The organism is Sutcliffiella sp. NPDC057660 (assembly GCF_042800035.1).
Classification (GTDB): Bacteria; Bacillota; Bacilli; order Bacillales; family Bacillaceae_I; genus Sutcliffiella_A.
On record NZ_JBHVHV010000003.1, the window covers coordinates 65,581 to 83,896 of the forward strand.

Below are 18,316 nucleotides of genomic sequence, written 5' to 3' on the forward strand. Positions count from 1 at the left end.
AATGTAATGTACATTTTCGCGACCTTTAAATATAACATGGAAATGGAACTTACATTACGTGAATTGGAAGAGCTCGGTCTATCCAAGGATCAGTTGCTTGTTATTCCTTTGGATAAGGTCAAATACCAATCCAAATTGATTGATTCGATGCATCGTTCAGATGGGCGCAGTTTATTGGATCTATCCGCAATTTTTGGAATCATCTTTATGCTGCTGGGTGTTATTTACGGATATGTTTTATATTTGGGACCAATTCTATGCGGACTTATTGGATTGGTCTTTGGAGTGGTATTAGGGTTTCTGGTCGACTACTATACTACGAAGAAAAGTGAGAAGAATATGAGGAAGCGTGGATCGGATGCAGATTTAATTTTGTTGATACGTTGTGAAAAGGAGAAACAGGAAAAGATAGAAAAAGTCCTCTGGAATAATCTTGTTCTAGGTGTAGGTGTGTTGGAAAGGTAAAAAGGCTACTAAAATCAGGTACCTGAAATAGGTGCCTTTTTTGTTGGAATACCCCCCCATCCTACCCTTTTTAGTCAGAAGGTTGTGGACAGAGGGAAAGGTAGGAGATTAGAATTATTGAAACATAACATGGGTAAACTCCTTTGACCTACTCAGTGAAAACAATAATTCTTTCAAGCTCTGATTAAGTCGGAGTTTCTCCATATCAAGGTAATTTTCACTTTTCATCGCTTCAATTGCGTGTTGGGTAAACTTCCATATCTCCTCCTTTCTGGGTCCATCAGAATGGTTGGAGATAATGGTAAGTGCATGAAATAAAGAAGTGACAACATCATAATCCGATTTCCCGTAGCGTATGAGGGAGGAAAATGAGATATTCAGGTATTCAAAAAAATCAGGATTACGTACTATCACTCTCAAATTTCTATTTTTATCATTAAAGTATGGTGCGGCTTCAGGCATGGAACTCAGTCTAGAAAGTATGGTGCTCAATTGCTCGATGCAATGTATGGCAGTAATCGGATCATTTATGCTTGCTGAAAGCGCTCTCACACCAATTTCTGTAACCTTTCGTATGCCAAACTCTACATCCTCCAAGGGTGCACGTGCAAGGGATACTGAGATATGGGACATGAATAATTCTTTAGAAATATCCTTTTCATTTTTATAAATGGCCAACAAGGGAGTATCTCCGTTTACATAGTCCCCTTGCTTACGTTCTACCTTTACAATGCATTCGTATTTGCAAGAAGTCTCTACCAATGAGGGGATATCTATATATTGGATGTATCCTGCTTTATCGCTCATATATATAATCGGTTTTTTTGTTGCAATATCTTGGCTTTCCCAATCATCCCATGGAGAATCAATCTGTGCATTTTCTTTACTCAGGAAACGGTCTTCCATACTACCAATGGTTTTCACAGTTATATTGTGCAGTAGATTACTCACTTGAATCCATGTTGTCACATGATGGATAAAGAAGACGAAGACAATCAAGCAGAGTATGGCAATGGCAACGGCGAATGCAGGGACAAGGAATAGTTGCTTTTCCTCGGTCTCTTTTAGTAAAAGCAGTAAAAGAATACAATAGATAAAACCACCGGTAAAGATACCTAACACCCTTTGAGTGGCATGGTCTGTAATGAAATTTTGCAGAGCCCTTGGTGAAAACTGCGACAGATAAGTGGTCAGCACTACAAGAATCGTGGAAAAAGTGATGGTAGTCATCGTCAGTAAAGATGAAGCGATTGAACTAAGTATCGTTTGCGAAAGAGAAATATCCGATAAAAGAATAATGGGAATCCAAGTGCTCCTTCCTCCTGATTCGAGTAGTAGATGATCAACAAATAACGTTATAATTGCCAAGAAGGCAGAAAGTATCCCATAGAACGCTGGTAGATACAAAAAGCTGCTTTTTATCCTTAAAAGTGCAGCTGATTTTGCCATTTACATTCCTTCTTTCCTTCATAGTAAAAGATAGTAGATTGTTACGATGAAATATGTTATAGTATCAAAGTTGAATTGAATAAAGTCTACGCAACTGGTTGCAGTAGGAGAGGTTCTAGCAAATACCCTCTATAAAAAACTAAGGACTGAACATAACTATATTCCTTAGGATATAGTTTTTTTTATTTGTTCCGATGTTATACGCTAGCCTCCATAATCAGGTAGCGTTTTTTCTGTTTTAAATAGAATTAGTTCGTATGTAAGGAGAGGTTTTTACCATGAAAAGACAAGAGAAGGCGATGGTAGTATTCAGCGGCGGCCAGGATAGCACAACTTGCTTACTATGGGCAATGCGTGAATTTGCTGAAGTGGAAGCTGTAACCTTCCATTACGGTCAGCGGCATGAATTGGAGATAGAATGTGCCAAGGGCATTGCGAAAGAGCTCGGAGTGAATCATCGTGTGCTGGATATGTCACTCTTAAGTCAGTTGACTCCAAATGCTCTAACTCGATCTGATATTGAGATTGAGGAAAAAGAAGGCGAACTTCCTAGCACATTTGTGGATGGAAGAAACCTGCTATTCCTATCCTTTGCAGCAGTTGCAGCCAAGCAGATGGGTGCAAAGCATATTGTTACCGGTGTATGTGAAACGGATTTCAGCGGCTACCCCGACTGCAGGGATGTTTTCATCAAATCCATGAATGTCACACTCAACCTTTCCATGGATTACCCATTTGTCATTGATACACCATTGATGTGGCTGAACAAAGCGGAAACCTGGCAGCTGGCAGATGAATTGGGTGCCCTGGATTTCGTAAGAACCAAAACCTTGACATGCTATAATGGAGTCATTTCAGATGGATGTGGGGAGTGCCCGGCATGTAAACTTCGAAAGCGTGGACTCGATGAGTATCTGGCAATAAAGGATAAAGGGGTTGTGTCCTCATGATGCAACAGATGTATCCACAGGTTTTTCATGATTTCCAATATGAACTCAATAAGGATATGCATATTGCAGCCGCACACTATATCCCCTCTGATGCGGCTGGAAAATGCAAGCAGGTCCATGGGCATACTTACTTTGTCAATGTTACAGTTGGCGGGGATGATCTTGATGAAGCTGGTTTTTTGGTTAATTTCAAAGATCTGAAGGTGCTTTTACATGATAAGTTTGACCATACCATTTTAAATGACCATGTAGATGTTTTCCGCTCTGACAACCCCGACTACTTTCCGACAACGGAAGTAGTGGCGAGGGTCATGTGGGAGACAATCGAGAACCATTTGGCGGGACTTCCCAATAAACCGACTTGCCTGCAGGTATTTGTACGTGAAACACCTACCAGCTATGTGGTCTATCGCCCGAAGAAGAAAGGGAAGAAGGATCAATGAGTACCAAACTACCAGTATTAGAGATTTTTGGACCTACCGTGCAAGGGGAAGGGATGGTCATCGGTAGAAAAACCATGTTTGTACGGACCTCTGGCTGTGATTATCAATGTTCCTGGTGTGATTCAGCATTCACATGGGATGGCAGTGCAAAGGCTGATATCCTTCTGCTGACTCCTGAAGAGATTTGGGAGCGCTTGGTAGGGATTGGTGGTAAGAAATTCAACCATGTTACCATATCCGGCGGTAATCCGGCTTTGTTAAAAAACATGGGAGAGCTTGTAGAGCTCTTACACCAGAACAATATTCAGGTCGCACTTGAGACTCAAGGCAGCAGGTGGCAGGATTGGCTCTCTGATATTGATGATCTGACCATTTCCCCAAAACCGCCAAGCTCCTTGATAGAAACTGATTTTAATGTGCTTGATGCTATCATCTCACGTATAAAAGCAGAACAGACATCATTGAAGGTCGTAGTGTTTAATAAAGACGATTTGGCTTATGCTAAAAAAGTCCATAACAGATATCCGCAGTTATCCTTTTTTGTGCAGGTGGGGAACGACGACACCGTCACAGAGGATAATGATAAATTGATTCAAAAGCTTCTGGCTCAGTACGAATGGCTGATCGAAGAAGTGATGCAAGACGAGGAACTGAATAATGTAAGAGTGCTGCCGCAGCTGCATACCCTTGTATGGGGAAACAAGCGGGGGGTATAGATCAGAGGAGTGTTAAATATGTCAGGAAGAAAAGATCATGAACTTGAAGGTGTCACCCTTTTAGGAAACCAAGGAACAAGCTATCTATTCAACTACTCTCCGGATGTCCTGGAGACATTTGAAAACAAGCACCCGAACAGGGACTATTTTGTCAAATTCAACTGCCCTGAGTTCACCAGCCTATGCCCGAAAACCAATCAACCCGATTTTGCAACCATCTATATCAGCTATATTCCGGGAGAACTGATGGTGGAAAGCAAATCACTGAAGCTCTATCTTTTCAGCTTCCGCAACCACGGAGATTTCCATGAGGATTGCATGAATATCATCATGAATGACTTGATTGAATTGATGGACCCGCGCTATATCGAAGTATGGGGCAAATTTACCCCGCGTGGGGGCATCAGCATCGATCCGTACACAAACTACGGAAAACCGGGAACCAAATATGAGGAAATGGCGCAATACAGACTGATGAACCATGACCTCTATCCTGAAAAGATAGATAACCGTTAATAACCGTTTTAAATTCTTGTCACATATTTTGATTAATCAGTGACCAAGAATGTGACTAAAATAATATGATGTGACCAGCATAATAAAAGGTATCTTTATATGAGATACCTCAGACTGTAGACAAACTCGTGATGATTCGAGGTTGTCTACAGTTTTTTTGTATCAGTATAATAAAGCCCGTTGATTTCCGTTCCAGGCACTGCGCTTTCCGCGGGCGGTCCGGGAGCCTCCTCGACGCTGCGCGTCTGCGGGGTCTCCCTTGTCCCTTCCTCCCGCAGGAGTCTCCGTGCCTTCCACTCCAATCAACTGAGTTTTCTAAACTTTTTGTGGAACGATAACCACGTGTATTTTAAAAAATATATAGATAACACGTGAGGTGATAAAGATGTTTTCGAAAAACAATCCTATCCAACGAGATCAACTAGAGATGGTTGCGTTAGACCAGCTTGTGCCAAACGATCATTTAGTGCGCAAGATGGAAGCAGCGCTTGATTTTTGCTTTATTTACGATCTGGGCTAACAACAGTTGCTTGCACTTCCATTTCTTTTGCAAGATTTTGCGGCAGAGTTAACTTTAGGTTTCTTGATTTCATATTATCCTCCTGAAGAGGGAGTGTCCGACGAATGAGTAGTCTCATAATTATGAGACTCTCTTTATTATAAAGAGCTGAATGTAACGAATTCACCAGAATTAGTTCTCAACCAATAATATCCTTCTTTTATTTCAAAAGAGGCTGTTTAAATGTGTATACATTGCTTGGGTCTTAATACATAAAAAAGACCACCAAGATAACGGTAGTCAAAATATGGGAACTAAGGTAGGTATGAATATTCGCAGTAATTGCTATTTATATATATTCTTCTAATGTTGCATCTGTTAGTGACGCAGGGGCATTGATGAATTGTTCAAGGATCTGCTCTATTCAGTTTTAAGAGATGTACTTGACAGAGAGAACTCAATTCTATTGTGTAAATTTATTAATCCTTCCACCATTCAATTATTTTCTTTATCAAAGGAAAGACTAATGCCTGTTCCTTTGACATTTCTTCTGCGACTTTCTCTCCGATGAGAGCCTTCCTACTATTAGGTAATTCAGGTATCTCATCGAAATTACTGTGATTAAGGTTCTCGATGACTGTATTCAGTACACTAGCGAGGATTTCTTTTGGATACATGTTTTCAATAGTTCTATACTCTTTTAATAAAACACAACTTACGTCGGCAGCATTGCATTCCTGCTCATAATTCAACTTTGATGATTTAATATTTCCGCCTTCTTCTATGCTTTTTCGTAAATCACTATCAATAATAACAATGCATTTATCATGGATTTTTTTTAAGTCTCTTGGAGGAATTGCAAATAAGTTTTCCCCTCCTAAAGGAACAATTAGTAATCCTTCATTCTCAATATCCAAATCTGCTTTATCCAAAAGGGTAGTCAATACTTTTACTTCAGTTTGTCCCTCTACAAAAATAAGTCCGTTAGCGGTTAATGATAGAGGAAGATAGGAACCTAAAGCGTGAAAGGCTTCCTCCTTTTTTTCTAAATCAACAAGACGACTAGTTGTTTTGTTTCCGTCATGTTCAATTAAGTACAATTTATCTTTAACTTTTAATTTTTGCATAAGAAAAGGTGAATGAGTTGAGAGGATAACACGCAACTCGAACTCTCTGGAGAGCATTTTAAGTAATTTTAAGAATCTTACTTGTAGTTTTGGATGTAAACCATTTTCAGGTTCATCGACGAAAACTATACTTGTGTTAGTGTGCTTTCTAAGCAGTTTTGATATCATGTATAAAACATTTGTTATTCCTGCTCCACTTCTACTTAAAGGATGTCTTTGTAGTATCTTATTCTTTGTCCAAGAGAGGAAAAGGTCTTCTTTAATAAATTCACTAACAGGATTATCTATTTCAATTCTTTCTAGGTCTGGAAATAAAACTTTACAATAATCAAAGAATCTCCTGAATTCTCCGTTCCTTCTACTTTCTTCCTTGCTTATTTCTTTGAAAAACTCAACTAATTCAGATGTGACTTCTTTATTAACGTCTATTTCTTCCAATTTTTGATTAAATAGTTTATCTCTAGTGCTGCTAGGAATTAGTAAAGAATCCAGATTTTGAAAAAAATCTCGCACTCCATATTCAATAACTAATTCGTATAGGTGTTCTGTGAATTCTAAAAATTCGCCAATTTTACTGTCTTCACTATAATTGAAATAGTTGAAGCAAAAGGAATTGAATAATTCTTTATCAACAAAATCATTAATCTGCAAAAATAAGTAGCTGCTAGGGTCAAATAAAACATTAAGAGTAATCTTTAAATCTCTTAAAAACTCATTCACTGCCTCAATCGTGACATAGATCTCTATAGCATTAAGTTGAGAGAGGTATTTTTCTAATACTCTCTTCTTTACATCGAAAATTTTGTTAATTTGAATTTGATTAAGTTGAACTTCATATTTTACAGTTGGGTGGTCTGTTAGTTGTCCTTCCACTTCATCAAAAAATCTACTACCCTCTAAAGCAGCTAACCTTCTAAATTGTATAGACTCTCCAATTCTGCTATTTGTAATTATTTGTGTACTTAAAAAACATGCTATTAAAGCAGAAGTCTTACCAGAATTATTTGCTCCTGTTAGTACAGTTAACTCACCAAGATCTAGTTTTAGAGGAGGATAAATCCCAATAGAACGATACCCCTTAACAGTAATGCTTTGAATTTTCATTATTTCCTCCATAGGTTTCATGTTTTTACATATTATACTAGTTTACCGATATATATACAAATAACCTCTGGGACTTTCACGAGGACTGCATGAATATCATCATGAATGACCTGATTGAATTGATGGACCCTCGCTATATCGAAGTATGGGGGAAATTCACCCCGCGTGGCGGCATCAGCATCGATCCGTACACAAACTATGGAAAACCGGGAACAAAATATGAGGAAATGGCACAATACAGACTGATGAACCATGACCTCTACCCTGAAAAGATAGATAACCGTTAATACCCGTTAGAGGCTGAGACAAAAGTGATTTAGTCTAAATAAAACCCGAACTAATTTGAATTTTTAAATCAAATTAGTTCGGGTCTTTTTTCGAGTATGCGTTTAGTTTATAGGTTAAACCAGCGGTTGATTGGAGTGCAAGACGAAGACTCCTGCGGGAGAAGTGGCCAATGTGAGACCCCGCAGGCGAAGCCGAGGAGGCTCACGGGTCACCCGCGGAAAGCGAAGTCTTGCACGGAAATCAATAGCGGTATTTAGAGCCGATCCCTATATTGTTAGTGTTTTGTCAGCATTTTTTAGTTTTGGCCCACGCTCATTTTTTTTTTGCTAAAAAGGGAAGAAGGTGAAAATAATAAATACTGACAAAAGGAGGAATTCAGAATGTCTCATGAGATGGTGAAGCTTTCATGCGCAGAAATCAGTACACTATGGACGTTATACCTTAATAATTCAATGTCTGTTTATGTGTTAAAATACTACCTTGAATATGTCGAGGATCCTGAAATACGAAAGGTGATTGCAGAGGCCTATGATATAGCCTCGGATAATGAACAAGAAATCAAACATATTTTTTGGAAGGAACAATATCCGCTGCCGATCGCTTTCTCTGAAAATGACCTTAATCTCAAAGCACCTCGTCTATTTGCGGATACTTTCAAGCTGTTTTACGTCCTTCAAATGGCTAAAATCGGTTTGGTTACATATGGAGGCTGTCTTGCAACAGTATCGCGGAAAGATATTCGTTCCTTATATCAAACCTTCCTTCTCAAAACAGTAGATATTTTTCAAAACGTGACAGATCTTCTGCTTGAAAAAGGGCTGTATGTAAAGAAACCATACACGACAATCCCATCAAAAGCCGAGATGGTCGAGTCCACGAAATACTTCAGTGGAATAAACCCTTTTATTTACAAACGAACTCTTAATGCAATAGAAGTTACTCATCTGAGTATGAATATTGAGACAAACCAGATAGGGATGATGCTAAGTACAGCCTTTTCCCAATGTGCGATGAATGAAGACGTGCGGGAATATATGAAAAAAGCGAAGCAATTGGCTAAAAATCATATTCATACATTTATAAATACGTTGACTAAGGATGATGTGCAGGGCCCGATGTCTTCCGATTTTTCCATTACCGCATCAACCTTACCGCCATTTTCTGATAAGCTTATGATGTTTCATACAAGTCTCATGACGGCAGCAGGTATAGGCAATTACGCAACAGCCGCTGCTGCAAGCCAAAGAAGCGATCTGGTCATTAAGTATGAAAAGTTGTCTTCCGAAGTAGCGCTGCTTGCTAAAGAAGGTGCAGATCTTATGGTGAAAAACTTATGGATGGAAAAACCGCCTTCCACAGCAGACCGGAACAGATTGGCTGACAAAGCTCATTAGTTGTAGGAATTTGAAGGATTTGATATAAAGAGAATAGAATTAGGAAGAGGAGAAACTTTATGAATAAGAAAAAGAATGCTTTAATCCTTGGGTCTACAGGATTGATCGGGAGTCAGTTGACGAATGAGATTTTGGAAAATTCAGAATACGAAACCGTTTGTACATTAGTGAGAAGGCCGACCAGCCTAAAACATCCTAAGCTGAAGGAAGTAGTTACAGACTTCTCAAGGCTTTCCGAAAATACGGGAGCGTTTCAGGTTGATGAAGTATTCATCTGCTTAGGCACCACTCGCAAGAAGGCAGGATCAAAGGAAAATTTTATTAAGGTCGACCATGATTATGTCGTAGAAGCAGCAAGACTGGCAAATGCTCAGGGTGTACAAAGGATTGCCGTCGTTTCTGCAATTGGCGCAGACTCTGAATCCCGTTTTTTTTATAATAGAATTAAAGGTCAGATGGAAGAGGCGGTAAGCGGTATCGGAATCCCATCTACCTATTTCTTCCGACCTTCTTTGCTCTTGGGAGACAGAAAGGAATTTCGACCAGGTGAGAAAATGGGAGAATGGCTCGGAAAAGCAATACAGCCTATATTGATAGGAAAACTAATAAAATACAGGTCCGTTGAAGGCAAAGTAGTGGCAAAAGCAATGGTTGCATTTATGAAAAATAGTAAAAATGGAGTACACCTTGTAGAGTCAGATCTAATACAAAAGATAGGCAGCCTATGACTAATGTTAGTTTTTCCTGTAACATCTGCAATTTTCGTTTTCTATTTGAAATATAAGGGAATACATTTAAAAAAATAGGAGTGTATATCATGTGCCATTATAAGGAATTGCGGAGAATTCGAAAATCTGGCCATTTAACCATTCCCAAAACAATAAGAGAACAGCTGGAAATTTCTGATGGCGATGTATTGATGATTATGGAAAAACCGCTGGGCTTAGTGATGAAGCCGATCGAAGAACAACATGTATTCAACGAGTCCGTCGTTTCGAATAATGGAAAAGTGAATATACCCGTAGAAATCAGAAGAAACCTGAATATAAGCGAAGAAACCCATTTTACTGTAAAACTTGATAAGGAAAAAAGTGCGGTTGTATTAGATATTTTAGAAGAGGAATTGGGTTAATTGGTGAAACACAGAGCAAAAAAGGAAGATTGCATTTGGCAACTTCCTTTTCCTTCTCTGGTAATGGAAATCCAGAGCATTTGAATTGTATCAGTATTATCCTATGACCTTGTAGTTTTTATGATTGACAACTGTTCTTTGTTCCAGCTCCAGATCACGATAGTTATTCATGTAAGTCAGATCGACTATAACAGAGTTTTCATTCACCTTTTCTACTACTCCTTGCAAACCTTCTCTAAATTCAATAATATTCCCCACTTCTGCCTTTTTCATCTTCTCTCTCCTTAAAAAGTTTTGTATATGTTAAATACTAAAGAATGGATTAAAAAAGTTATTATATACATTTTGCATTATTTTTGTAAAAACGTAAATAGTTTGAAGATAGTTTTTTCTAAATTTTCATTTAATTTAACTGTAACACTTATTATTAATGGGCATATTATGAAGGGAGTAATAATTTGTGAAGAGCACATTAACTCTAATCATTTTATTCCTTATCCCCCATAGAATCCCTTCTCCAAAAAAAGAAGGGGTTTTTTCTTTTCAAATGAAGCCTTTTCTGAAATAATACGATATTATAATAATAATCTTGACATATGAGAGACGAAGGTGAGGAAAGGTCATGAACGAAGAGTTGGCTGCAGAAATTCTGGATAAATTGAAAAATGGTGAACTTCATCAATATCTGGTGACAAAAGAGGAGTTCATGGAGTTCCGAAAAGTGCTCGTCTCCAGAGACGACTTTAAGCATTTTCGGGGAATTGCAAAACATAATGGCGAAGTGATCTACCAATACATGCAAGAGGCAAGAAGCTGAACCTTATCTTAAATGGGATAACAGCGGGTAAAAACCGTTGTTATCCCATTTACTATAGCATCACATTTTTTAAATTTCTTAACGCCCCTCTTCTCCAGGATTTCACTGCACTCGCTGTCGCCCCTGTCTCAAAGGCAATTTCCTCTATTTTCTTATTATTTATGATATATTCTACTAGCCATTTTCTTTGATTTTCTGTAAGATTCTGAGTGTAGGCTTCCATGTCTTCCCTAATGGTGGATTCATGGTAGGGGATGGCATCCAATTTAAAATCGTCAGAAGGCTCTTCTGTCGCTGCAAACTTGATTTCTTTTTTTAGGTAATTAAGCAATTTTCCCCGAATGGTGGAATATGCATAGGAAGTAAATGCTCCTTTTTCCGCTTCAAAAGTAACAGTAGCTTCCCAGAGTGCAATCATACCCTCCTGCAAGTAATAATCTTGATTTTTATAAATGTGAAGCGAATGGATAATATGATGAATCATGGGAGTAAATTGCTTTAGTACCTCTTCAAAGGGTTCCTTCATGTCTGTGATCCTTTTGAAAAGCCGGCTCTTCATTATTCCGCGGTACTTACAATGTAGGGTGTTTTTATTAATCCTGCACATCTCAGAATAAATGGTATGTGCTTAGTCAAATAGGTAGTTTATTAAGTTTTCAATGGTGTTATTTGGAAAATGGAGGTTACCTGCATTGAAATACAAAGAATTTAATAGAAAAAGGGGTAATGGCCATGGAGCATAAAAAGGAAAATGAAAATAAGCTGACCAACCAACAGATGTACTTATGGAAGAATGATCAGGAGAAGACTGTACAGGGGTTCCTATTGTTTCCGGAAAATGTCCCCGATATCCAGTACATAAAAAAGCTCCTGCGTCATATCTATATGGCAAAAGAGATGATAAAGATGTCCATATGGTTTGAAGGTGATGTTATACAGATAACAGGGCGGATCCAATCCTTCCGATATAAAGCAAACAGGCTGACGATTAAAGATATAGATAAAAACACGTACCATATTCGATTATTTGATGTGGTGGAGATTATCAGACGTCCACAAAGATAATAGTTGTTAAATGAAGAGTCCTTATGCGGGCTCTTTATTTTTTTTTTGCGTAATCATGCAAATCCGGAAAGAAGTGCATTGGATTTTATTGTATATTAAGGCGCTTTCTAGGAAAAATAACATATACAAGAATGGTCAGAGGAGGGTTTAGGTTGAAGAATGTTTTTCAAAAGCTTTTTAAATCAAAAACCAAATCTAAATCCGATTCAGGACTTGTCGAAAATTTGACAGTAAATGAACTGATTGCTCAGATGAATAAGTCAGTTGATTTCCTCCGTTTCACATGTAATACGGAGGATGGAAGAAAAAAAGTTTGGGTGAACTACTATTTCACTCTTATAGATACTGATTTCTTGCATCGGGATATTCTTCATGTTATTACAACAAAACCCTGGAATAGTCTGGAGGATCTAAAAAGTCTACTTCCAATTGAAGTGGTATCCATTTCAAAGGATTCAAATGAAATTAGGGATAAGATGCTATCCGGGTTTATGTTCATCCAAATTCATGAACATGATCAGATAGGATTACTTGTGAGATCAGAGTTTGTTCAAACACGTGCGGTTTCCTTACCTGAAGTGGAATTCAGTGTAATCGGCCCGAAAGAGTCATTTGTAGAAAATATCGATTCTAATTTGAACCTGATTCGAAGAAGGCTGAAAACTCCGATGCTGACGGTGGAACAGCAGCAATTAGGATCAATATCAAGAACGAAAATAGCCATTCTCTACATCGATGGCATCACAAATACAAATAATGTAGCGACCGTCAAAGAACGCCTATCAGAAGTCCAGTACGACCATATTAATGATAGTTCCTATATTACTCAGCTAATCTCTGATAATGCAAATACAATATTTCCGTTGCTTTTGGATACGGAAAGGCCTGACCGTGTTACTTCCGCTTTAGTTGAAGGGAAGGTGGTAATCATGGTGGACGGGTCCCCACATGGACTGATCGGGCCAACAACACTAGTAGAATTCTTCTCCTCATTCGAGGATTACTATTTAAGCTATTGGCTGTCTTCTTTCTTCCGGTTAATACGACTTTTCGGCGTTGCCTTTTCCATCTTGGTGACTCCGGTCTATGTTGCCGTTCTGACCTACCATTATGAGCTTATTCCAAAAGATTTGCTAAGCACGTTGATTTCATCCAGAAGAGAGGTACCATTGCCCCCGATACTGGAGGCGATTTTCTTGGAATTGACAATCGAATTATTAAGAGAAGCTGGAGCCCGATTACCGACAAAAGTAGGTCAAACTATCGGTATCGTGGGCGGGATCGTAATTGGAACGGCCTCGGTGGAAGCTGGGCTTACGAGTAATGTACTACTCATTATCGTAGCCCTGGCTGCACTGGCCTCCTTTACAACTCCTGTTTACAAAATGGGTAATACCATCCGCCTATTAAGGTTCCCATTCTTATTGTTTGCTGAGTTATGGGGATTGCTCGGCATAGTCTTTTGCTTTTGCATACTTGCTACCCATCTATTAAGATTAACTTCTTTGAACAAGCCGTACTTGGAGCCGATCTATCCGCCGCGAGTCCAAGATATGAAAGATGCTTTATTGCGCTTTCCATTTTCCTTTCAAACTAAACGGCCTAATCAATTAAGAACGCAGAAAAAAGAGAGAATGGCAATGAAAAAGAAACGGAAACCAAAGGATATTGATGGCGAGTAGCCAATGAAGGGAGGCAGTACATTGCAACAGGTGCCAAAGAAGTTTCAGGTTTCACCTTTTTTAGTGTTTTTTCTGATTCATAGCACACAGTTTGGGGTTGGGGCACTAGGCTTCCAGAGGATTATTGCAATGTCTGCCGGATATGATGCCTGGATAGGAATAATTATATTTGGGTTATACACGAACTTCATTATCTATTTCATCTATAAAATTTGTGAAAAGAGTAACGGGGATCTTGCGAGTGCCCACCGATTGGCATTTGGAAAGTGGATTGGGAACCTTTTCAATCTCTTATTTGTTGTATATTTTATTTTTACAACGGTAACAGTACTCAGAACCTATATAGAAGTGATTCAGGTTTGGCTTTTTCCCGATTTTAAGACTTGGCTGTTTTCCTTGTTCTTCCTGATTCTCGTCTATTACATTATTACCGGGGGTTTCAGGGTGATTACCGGAATCTCCTTCATGGGAGTCGTTCTACCTTCTTATCTGGTATTGACGCTAATCCTACCTTTGAAATATGCCGATTTCAGAAATCTTTTACCCATATTCGATCACCCAATTAAAGACATCTTGATATCAGGGAAGGATATGACCTTAAGTATGCTGGGGTTTGAAACCCTGCTCATTTTCTATCCGTTTGTAAGCAATCCTGAAAAATCAAAAAAGTGGGCTCATCTCGGAGTTTTTGCGACTTCTTTTCTTTACCTATTCCTTACACTTGTAACCTTTGCCTATTTCAGTGAAGGCAAACTGGAGAAAAATATTTGGGCTACACTTTCCATCTGGAAAATCATTGAGCTGCCATTTGTTGAACGGATGGAGTATATAGGGATAGCAAACTGGTGCCTTATCATACTTCCCAACGTATGTGTGTTTCTTTGGTGCTCCAGCCGTCTGGCTAAACGAGTCTTCCATACCAAGCACAGAACCACCCTCATCATTATCACAATATTAGTTTTTTGTGTGATGCAATTGTTTGAAGATAGGAAACTCATCAATGAGTTGAATAACTATTTGGGGCAGATCGGGTTCTACATGGGGTATGTATATATCCCGGTCCTGTTTGGAATAGTATCTTTTGCAAATTGGAGAAAGGAGAGGAAAGCAAATGCTTCTGCGTAAATGTAGTATTTTCACATTTTGCATTTTTCTCCTTACAGGATGCTTGGAAAAGGAAATCGTTGACGATATCAATATCGAGAGTGTTGAGGGGTTTGATCTTGTTGAAGGTGATGATGTAATGGGGACTTTCGTCATTCCGATTTATCAGGCGGATAAATCCATTTCAAATGAAACGTTTTCTGCTGTAGCAAATATGAATAGGAATCTATTAAGTGAGCTACAGAAAAAATCATCAGCACCCATTGTAAACGGTAGCTTGGAAGTAGTTCTTTTTAACAATGAATTAGCCGAAAAAGGAATAGTAAAACTAATCGATGCCCTACAAAGGGATGCAAGTATAGGGACTGGTCTATATCTGTCAGTCGTGGATGGTCAGGTTAAGGAAATATTAGAAGGGAATTATGGAACAGAGGGAACAGGGAATTATTTAGCCAATCTCCTTAAACATAATATAGAACGCAGGGATGTACCGACCACTAACTTACATGTTTTTCTGTCCGACTTTTATCAGAAAGGGAAAGACCCGAATCTTCCTTATCTTAAATTGGTCGATGGAAAGGTTATGATAATCGGGGCGGTTGTGATGAAGAAGGGAAAGCTCGCAACTATCGTCCCAAATGAGCAGCTTTTCTATTTTAAATTTCTTGTGGATGATTATACAGATGGAGCACTTACAATTAAATTGCCCAACAAAGAGGAATACGTTGCTTTAAGAAGTATCAAAACAAAAAGAAAGGTTGAGGTGAAATGGAAAAATGGTGAACCCCAATTTCATGTTCATCTCAAAATGGATGGGCTTGTCAGAGAGTATTCCGGGGGAAAGGTGGATCCTAAAAAGATTAAAGAGTTCCAGAAAGCGTTCGAAAAGGATCTCGAAAAGAAGTCATCCGAATTGATCATTTCCTTTCAAAAGGAAAATGTCGATCCTGTCGGCTTTGGTTATGAAGCCAAATCCCGAAAAAGAGGGTTTGATTTTAAAAAATGGGAAGAGCAGTATCCAAATGTAAAAATAATAGTAACGTCCGAAGTGAGAATAATCGGAACCGGTATTACGGAATAAGGAAAAATCAAGACACAACAGAATATATTTAAGAAAGCTACTCAACCGAGGGGGAGAGGGAAATGCCGCAAAAAGTCTTGTTATTCTGTGATCCGGGCATCGATGATTCATTGGCGATCATCTATGGAATTTTAAGTCCGAAAATTGAATTGGTCGGGATAGTGACCAGCTATGGAAATGTGAATCAAGAACAGGCTTCGCAGAATGTTGCTTATTTATTGGAATTGGCAGACAGCAGCGGTGTGGTATTGATCGGTGGTGCAAAGGGACCGTTGTCTGGGGAATTCACGCCATTTTATCCGGAAATCCACGGGGAGGAAGGGCTGGGTCCTATCCGTCCTCCAGCCACCATTAAAGGGGAGTTGCTCAACTTTGATACGATATTTAAAATAATTGAAGAGTATGGAAAGGAACTGCTAATTGTCGATGTAGGAAGAAGTACATCGCTCGCCTTGGCGTTTAATCTGGCAGGGGAGAAAATAATGAATTCCGTCAAGGGATATTATTTGATGGGAGGGGCTTTTCTGGTCCCTGGAAATGTTACAGCAGGGGCAGAGGCAAACTTTTATGGAGACCAGCTTGCTGCGGAAATTGTAACGAGCAAAGTGAAGAACGGGGTAGTCTACCCTCTGAACGTGACAAATGATGCAATCATTACACCGGAAATCATCAATGATATTGTGGCAACTGAAAATAATCCATACCAGCCTCTGATGAAATCCATTTTCGATTATTATTTTGAAGCATATCAGAAGCTTGTCCCAGGTATTAAAGGGAGTCCTCTACATGATGTCCTTACCTTATTTGCCATTTCCACTCCGGAGGCATTTAAATATGTGGAGCGGAAAATTTTTATCGGAACAGGAGAGAATGACCTGCGCGGGGTAAGCATAGCCGACTTCCGACCAAAGCCTGATATAAAACCGGGGGAGAACAAGGTTGCAATCGCCATTGAAGTTGACACACAGCCTTTTATTGAAGATTTTATTCAAGTGATGACCAATAAACTGCAAACCTCAGAATAATAGTTTATTAGATATTTAAAAGAGGTTAACGTATTATTCTATATATGGAAATTTTCTGGTTCTAAGGTATTGCTGTTATACGTATAAATAGGTGTAGATTACTAGCGTATACAGGAATGGGGGACGGGGAATGGGAATCAGATTAATAAAGATTTCAGCGGTGTATTTTTTGATTGGGGTTGGAATCGGGTATTATATGTCAACGGCACACGATTACAGTCTTACACCTGTACATGTTCACATCAATCTCCTGGGCTGGAGCTCATTGACGCTTGCGGGTATCATTTATCATTTATTCCCAACAATTGGAAAAACAAAGCTTGCTCTCAGCCACTTCTGGCTGCATAATATCGGCCTGCCATTAATGATGATCGGTTTGGCATTTGCAGTTCACGGCAATGACTCCTACTTGATCGCAACGATTATCGGTGCCAATTTAACTACTTTAGGTGTTCTATTATTTGTAATTAATATCCTGAAGAATCTTAAACAGCCTGTAGAGGCAGAATAATGAAAAGGAGGATGTACAGCAATGGCTGCTCACATCCTCCTTTTTATTCCTATTTTCAGATAATTATATATTCCTTTAATCATAGATTTGATATGATAAGTATAGATGCTTTTCGATAAGGAAGTGATAGCATGACACTGCATGAAGAGAAGATAAAGTCCACATTGGTCACGAAATCCTCCTTGATAGATGATTTTAGGAAACTTGGAATAAGAGAGGGACAAACCTTGCTTGTCCATTCTTCACTGAGTAAAATCGGCTGGGTATGCGGGGCACAGGTAGCAGTCATTCAGGCATTGCAGGAAGTGCTGACCGACAAGGGGACTCTGGTGATGCCGACCCACACCGGAGATAATAGTGATCCCAGCGAGTGGCAACATCCTCCTGTTCCTTCTGAATGGTGGGATACGATAAAAGTGGAGACCCCCGCTTTTGACCCGGACATTACTCCTACCTATAAAATGGGTGTAGTACCTGAGTCGTTCCGCAGTTTTCCAAATGTTGTTCGCAGCAGCCATCCGACACTTTCCTTTGCTGCGTGGGGACAGCATAAATATTTTGTAACTGATGGACATGGTCTTGACGAAGGCTTAGGGGAGCATTCCCCATTGGCAAGAATCTATGACTTGAAAGGGAGTGTCCTCTTACTAGGAGTGGACTATGAAAACAATACATCCATGCATCTTGCGGAACACCGACAGCCTGAAAAGACGCTTATAAAAGCGAGGAGTGCCCTCATGGAAGATGGGGCAAGAGTCTGGAAGGAATATCAGACAATATCCTATCAGGACGAAATATTCAATCAGATTGGCAAAAAGTTTGAACTGGGATTTGAGGTCAAACAAGGGTATATAGGAAAAGCTTTTTCACGGTTGATGGACCAGAAGGAGCTAGTGGATTATACATATGAATATTTTTTAAATTTATCAACCTCTAAGGAGTAAAAGC

At 39.1% G+C, this 18,316-nt stretch carries 20 protein-coding genes, 2 pseudogenes and 1 riboswitch; of the genes and pseudogenes, 18 read left to right on the top strand and 4 right to left on the bottom strand.

Annotated features, from left to right (window positions below):
- Positions 1-6 precede the first annotated feature (6 nt).
- Positions 7-465: a hypothetical protein gene (locus ACFVAD_RS03555; protein ID WP_386636177.1), complete on the top strand. Its 459-nt coding sequence runs from the start codon at positions 7-9 to the stop codon at positions 463-465.
- 114 nt (positions 466-579) lie between these two features.
- Here the strand turns inward: ACFVAD_RS03555 and ACFVAD_RS03560 are convergent, their stop codons facing one another.
- Entirely contained in the window at positions 580-1,914 is a 1,335-nt protein-coding gene (locus ACFVAD_RS03560; RefSeq protein WP_386636179.1) for a DUF2254 domain-containing protein, read from the bottom strand.
- 103 nt (positions 1,915-2,017) lie between these two features.
- Positions 2,018-2,063, top strand: a riboswitch (PreQ1 riboswitch).
- Between the two features lie 129 nt (positions 2,064-2,192).
- On the opposite strand from ACFVAD_RS03560, the gene queC reads away from it, so the two are divergent.
- From queC to queF, 4 genes are read left to right on the top strand one after another with little or no spacing between them, the layout of a single operon-like run.
- Positions 2,193-2,864 carry a 7-cyano-7-deazaguanine synthase QueC gene (gene queC, locus ACFVAD_RS03565; RefSeq protein ID WP_386636181.1) on the top strand — a complete coding sequence of 224 codons (672 nt, stop codon included), beginning with the start codon at positions 2,193-2,195 and terminating at the stop codon, positions 2,862-2,864.
- Positions 2,861-3,307 (top strand): 6-carboxytetrahydropterin synthase QueD, encoded by a 447-nt coding sequence (gene queD / locus ACFVAD_RS03570; RefSeq protein ID WP_386636183.1) that lies wholly within the window; start codon positions 2,861-2,863, stop codon positions 3,305-3,307. The genes queC and queD overlap by 4 nt, the downstream gene beginning before the upstream one ends.
- Complete coding sequence (queE, locus tag ACFVAD_RS03575) at positions 3,304-4,023, top strand: 7-carboxy-7-deazaguanine synthase QueE (RefSeq protein ID WP_386636185.1); 720 nt, start codon at positions 3,304-3,306, stop codon at positions 4,021-4,023. Before queD ends, queE begins: the two co-directional genes overlap by 4 nt.
- A gap of 18 nt (positions 4,024-4,041) precedes the next feature.
- The gene (gene queF / locus ACFVAD_RS03580; protein WP_204418261.1) at positions 4,042-4,539 is read left to right on the top strand and encodes a preQ(1) synthase; all 498 of its coding nucleotides are present in this window, start codon (positions 4,042-4,044) and stop codon (positions 4,537-4,539) included.
- A 978-nt stretch (positions 4,540-5,517) separates the two neighbouring features.
- On the opposite strand, the gene ACFVAD_RS03585 is transcribed toward queF, so the two are convergent.
- Positions 5,518-7,269, bottom strand: a complete 1,752-nt coding sequence (locus ACFVAD_RS03585) for an AAA family ATPase (RefSeq protein WP_386636188.1) — start codon at positions 7,267-7,269, stop codon at positions 5,518-5,520.
- A 62-nt stretch (positions 7,270-7,331) separates the two neighbouring features.
- On the opposite strand from ACFVAD_RS03585, the pseudogene ACFVAD_RS03590 reads away from it, so the two are divergent.
- The 5 genes and pseudogenes from ACFVAD_RS03590 to ACFVAD_RS03610 form a co-directional block, all read left to right on the top strand.
- A pseudogene (locus ACFVAD_RS03590) lies at positions 7,332-7,556 on the top strand (tunnelling fold family protein); the annotation flags it as partial.
- Positions 7,557-7,682: 126 nt separating this feature from the next.
- Positions 7,683-7,887 (top strand): annotated as a pseudogene (locus ACFVAD_RS03595) (hypothetical protein).
- Between the two features lie 50 nt (positions 7,888-7,937).
- The gene (locus ACFVAD_RS03600) at positions 7,938-8,951 is read left to right on the top strand and encodes a DUF3231 family protein (RefSeq protein ID WP_386636190.1); all 1,014 of its coding nucleotides are present in this window, start codon (positions 7,938-7,940) and stop codon (positions 8,949-8,951) included.
- A gap of 59 nt (positions 8,952-9,010) precedes the next feature.
- Positions 9,011-9,679 (top strand): oxidoreductase, encoded by a 669-nt coding sequence (locus tag ACFVAD_RS03605; protein ID WP_386636192.1) that lies wholly within the window; start codon positions 9,011-9,013, stop codon positions 9,677-9,679.
- 89 nt (positions 9,680-9,768) lie between these two features.
- The gene (locus ACFVAD_RS03610) at positions 9,769-10,083 is read left to right on the top strand and encodes an AbrB/MazE/SpoVT family DNA-binding domain-containing protein (protein WP_224838724.1); all 315 of its coding nucleotides are present in this window, start codon (positions 9,769-9,771) and stop codon (positions 10,081-10,083) included.
- A gap of 96 nt (positions 10,084-10,179) precedes the next feature.
- On the opposite strand, the gene ACFVAD_RS03615 is transcribed toward ACFVAD_RS03610, so the two are convergent.
- A complete protein-coding gene (locus tag ACFVAD_RS03615) occupies positions 10,180-10,356 on the bottom strand; it encodes a YkvS family protein (RefSeq protein WP_386636195.1) in 177 nt (58 codons plus the stop codon).
- Between the two features lie 349 nt (positions 10,357-10,705).
- Here ACFVAD_RS03615 and ACFVAD_RS03620 point away from each other — a divergent pair, with 349 nt between their 5' ends.
- Positions 10,706-10,900 carry a hypothetical protein gene (locus ACFVAD_RS03620; protein WP_386636197.1) on the top strand — a complete coding sequence of 65 codons (195 nt, stop codon included), beginning with the start codon at positions 10,706-10,708 and terminating at the stop codon, positions 10,898-10,900.
- 52 nt (positions 10,901-10,952) lie between these two features.
- Here the strand turns inward: ACFVAD_RS03620 and ACFVAD_RS03625 are convergent, their stop codons facing one another.
- Entirely contained in the window at positions 10,953-11,426 is a 474-nt protein-coding gene (locus tag ACFVAD_RS03625; protein WP_386636199.1) for a sigma-70 family RNA polymerase sigma factor, read from the bottom strand.
- Positions 11,427-11,632: 206 nt separating this feature from the next.
- Here ACFVAD_RS03625 and ACFVAD_RS03630 point away from each other — a divergent pair, with 206 nt between their 5' ends.
- From ACFVAD_RS03630 to ACFVAD_RS03660, 7 genes are all read left to right on the top strand, one after another.
- The gene (locus tag ACFVAD_RS03630; RefSeq protein ID WP_386636201.1) at positions 11,633-11,965 is read left to right on the top strand and encodes a hypothetical protein; all 333 of its coding nucleotides are present in this window, start codon (positions 11,633-11,635) and stop codon (positions 11,963-11,965) included.
- Between the two features lie 251 nt (positions 11,966-12,216).
- Positions 12,217-13,647 carry a spore germination protein gene (locus ACFVAD_RS03635; RefSeq protein ID WP_386636597.1) on the top strand — a complete coding sequence of 477 codons (1,431 nt, stop codon included), beginning with the start codon at positions 12,217-12,219 and terminating at the stop codon, positions 13,645-13,647.
- Positions 13,648-13,677: 30 nt separating this feature from the next.
- Positions 13,678-14,772 carry a GerAB/ArcD/ProY family transporter gene (locus ACFVAD_RS03640; RefSeq protein WP_386636599.1) on the top strand — a complete coding sequence of 365 codons (1,095 nt, stop codon included), beginning with the start codon at positions 13,678-13,680 and terminating at the stop codon, positions 14,770-14,772.
- On the top strand, positions 14,759-15,832 hold the full coding sequence (locus tag ACFVAD_RS03645) for a Ger(x)C family spore germination protein (protein WP_386636203.1): 1,074 nt from the start codon (positions 14,759-14,761) through the stop codon (positions 15,830-15,832). Before ACFVAD_RS03640 ends, ACFVAD_RS03645 begins: the two co-directional genes overlap by 14 nt.
- A gap of 62 nt (positions 15,833-15,894) precedes the next feature.
- Complete coding sequence (locus ACFVAD_RS03650) at positions 15,895-16,857, top strand: nucleoside hydrolase (RefSeq protein ID WP_386636205.1); 963 nt, start codon at positions 15,895-15,897, stop codon at positions 16,855-16,857.
- Between the two features lie 130 nt (positions 16,858-16,987).
- Positions 16,988-17,368 carry a cytochrome-c oxidase gene (locus ACFVAD_RS03655; protein ID WP_386636207.1) on the top strand — a complete coding sequence of 127 codons (381 nt, stop codon included), beginning with the start codon at positions 16,988-16,990 and terminating at the stop codon, positions 17,366-17,368.
- A gap of 131 nt (positions 17,369-17,499) precedes the next feature.
- Positions 17,500-18,312 (top strand): AAC(3) family N-acetyltransferase, encoded by an 813-nt coding sequence (locus ACFVAD_RS03660; RefSeq protein ID WP_386636209.1) that lies wholly within the window; start codon positions 17,500-17,502, stop codon positions 18,310-18,312.
- Positions 18,313-18,316 lie beyond the last annotated feature (4 nt).

Bases quoted from the DNA above. Each gene is read 5' to 3' on its own strand.
- ACFVAD_RS03555 (WP_386636177.1), top strand. From the start codon at position 7: ATGTACATTTTCGCGACCTTTAAATATAACATGGAAATGGAACTTACA.
- ACFVAD_RS03560 (WP_386636179.1), bottom strand. From the start codon at position 1,914: ATGGCAAAATCAGCTGCACTTTTAAGGATAAAAAGCAGCTTTTTGTAT.
- queC (WP_386636181.1), top strand. From the start codon at position 2,193: ATGAAAAGACAAGAGAAGGCGATGGTAGTATTCAGCGGCGGCCAGGAT.
- queD (WP_386636183.1), top strand. From the start codon at position 2,861: ATGATGCAACAGATGTATCCACAGGTTTTTCATGATTTCCAATATGAA.
- queE (WP_386636185.1), top strand. From the start codon at position 3,304: ATGAGTACCAAACTACCAGTATTAGAGATTTTTGGACCTACCGTGCAA.
- queF (WP_204418261.1), top strand. From the start codon at position 4,042: ATGTCAGGAAGAAAAGATCATGAACTTGAAGGTGTCACCCTTTTAGGA.
- ACFVAD_RS03585 (WP_386636188.1), bottom strand. From the start codon at position 7,269: ATGAAAATTCAAAGCATTACTGTTAAGGGGTATCGTTCTATTGGGATT.
- ACFVAD_RS03600 (WP_386636190.1), top strand. From the start codon at position 7,938: ATGTCTCATGAGATGGTGAAGCTTTCATGCGCAGAAATCAGTACACTA.
- ACFVAD_RS03605 (WP_386636192.1), top strand. From the start codon at position 9,011: ATGAATAAGAAAAAGAATGCTTTAATCCTTGGGTCTACAGGATTGATC.
- ACFVAD_RS03610 (WP_224838724.1), top strand. From the start codon at position 9,769: ATGTGCCATTATAAGGAATTGCGGAGAATTCGAAAATCTGGCCATTTA.
- ACFVAD_RS03615 (WP_386636195.1), bottom strand. From the start codon at position 10,356: ATGAAAAAGGCAGAAGTGGGGAATATTATTGAATTTAGAGAAGGTTTG.
- ACFVAD_RS03620 (WP_386636197.1), top strand. From the start codon at position 10,706: ATGAACGAAGAGTTGGCTGCAGAAATTCTGGATAAATTGAAAAATGGT.
- ACFVAD_RS03625 (WP_386636199.1), bottom strand. From the start codon at position 11,426: ATGAAGGAACCCTTTGAAGAGGTACTAAAGCAATTTACTCCCATGATT.
- ACFVAD_RS03630 (WP_386636201.1), top strand. From the start codon at position 11,633: ATGGAGCATAAAAAGGAAAATGAAAATAAGCTGACCAACCAACAGATG.
- ACFVAD_RS03635 (WP_386636597.1), top strand. From the start codon at position 12,217: ATGAATAAGTCAGTTGATTTCCTCCGTTTCACATGTAATACGGAGGAT.
- ACFVAD_RS03645 (WP_386636203.1), top strand. From the start codon at position 14,759: ATGCTTCTGCGTAAATGTAGTATTTTCACATTTTGCATTTTTCTCCTT.
- ACFVAD_RS03650 (WP_386636205.1), top strand. From the start codon at position 15,895: ATGCCGCAAAAAGTCTTGTTATTCTGTGATCCGGGCATCGATGATTCA.
- ACFVAD_RS03655 (WP_386636207.1), top strand. From the start codon at position 16,988: ATGGGAATCAGATTAATAAAGATTTCAGCGGTGTATTTTTTGATTGGG.
- ACFVAD_RS03660 (WP_386636209.1), top strand. From the start codon at position 17,500: ATGACACTGCATGAAGAGAAGATAAAGTCCACATTGGTCACGAAATCC.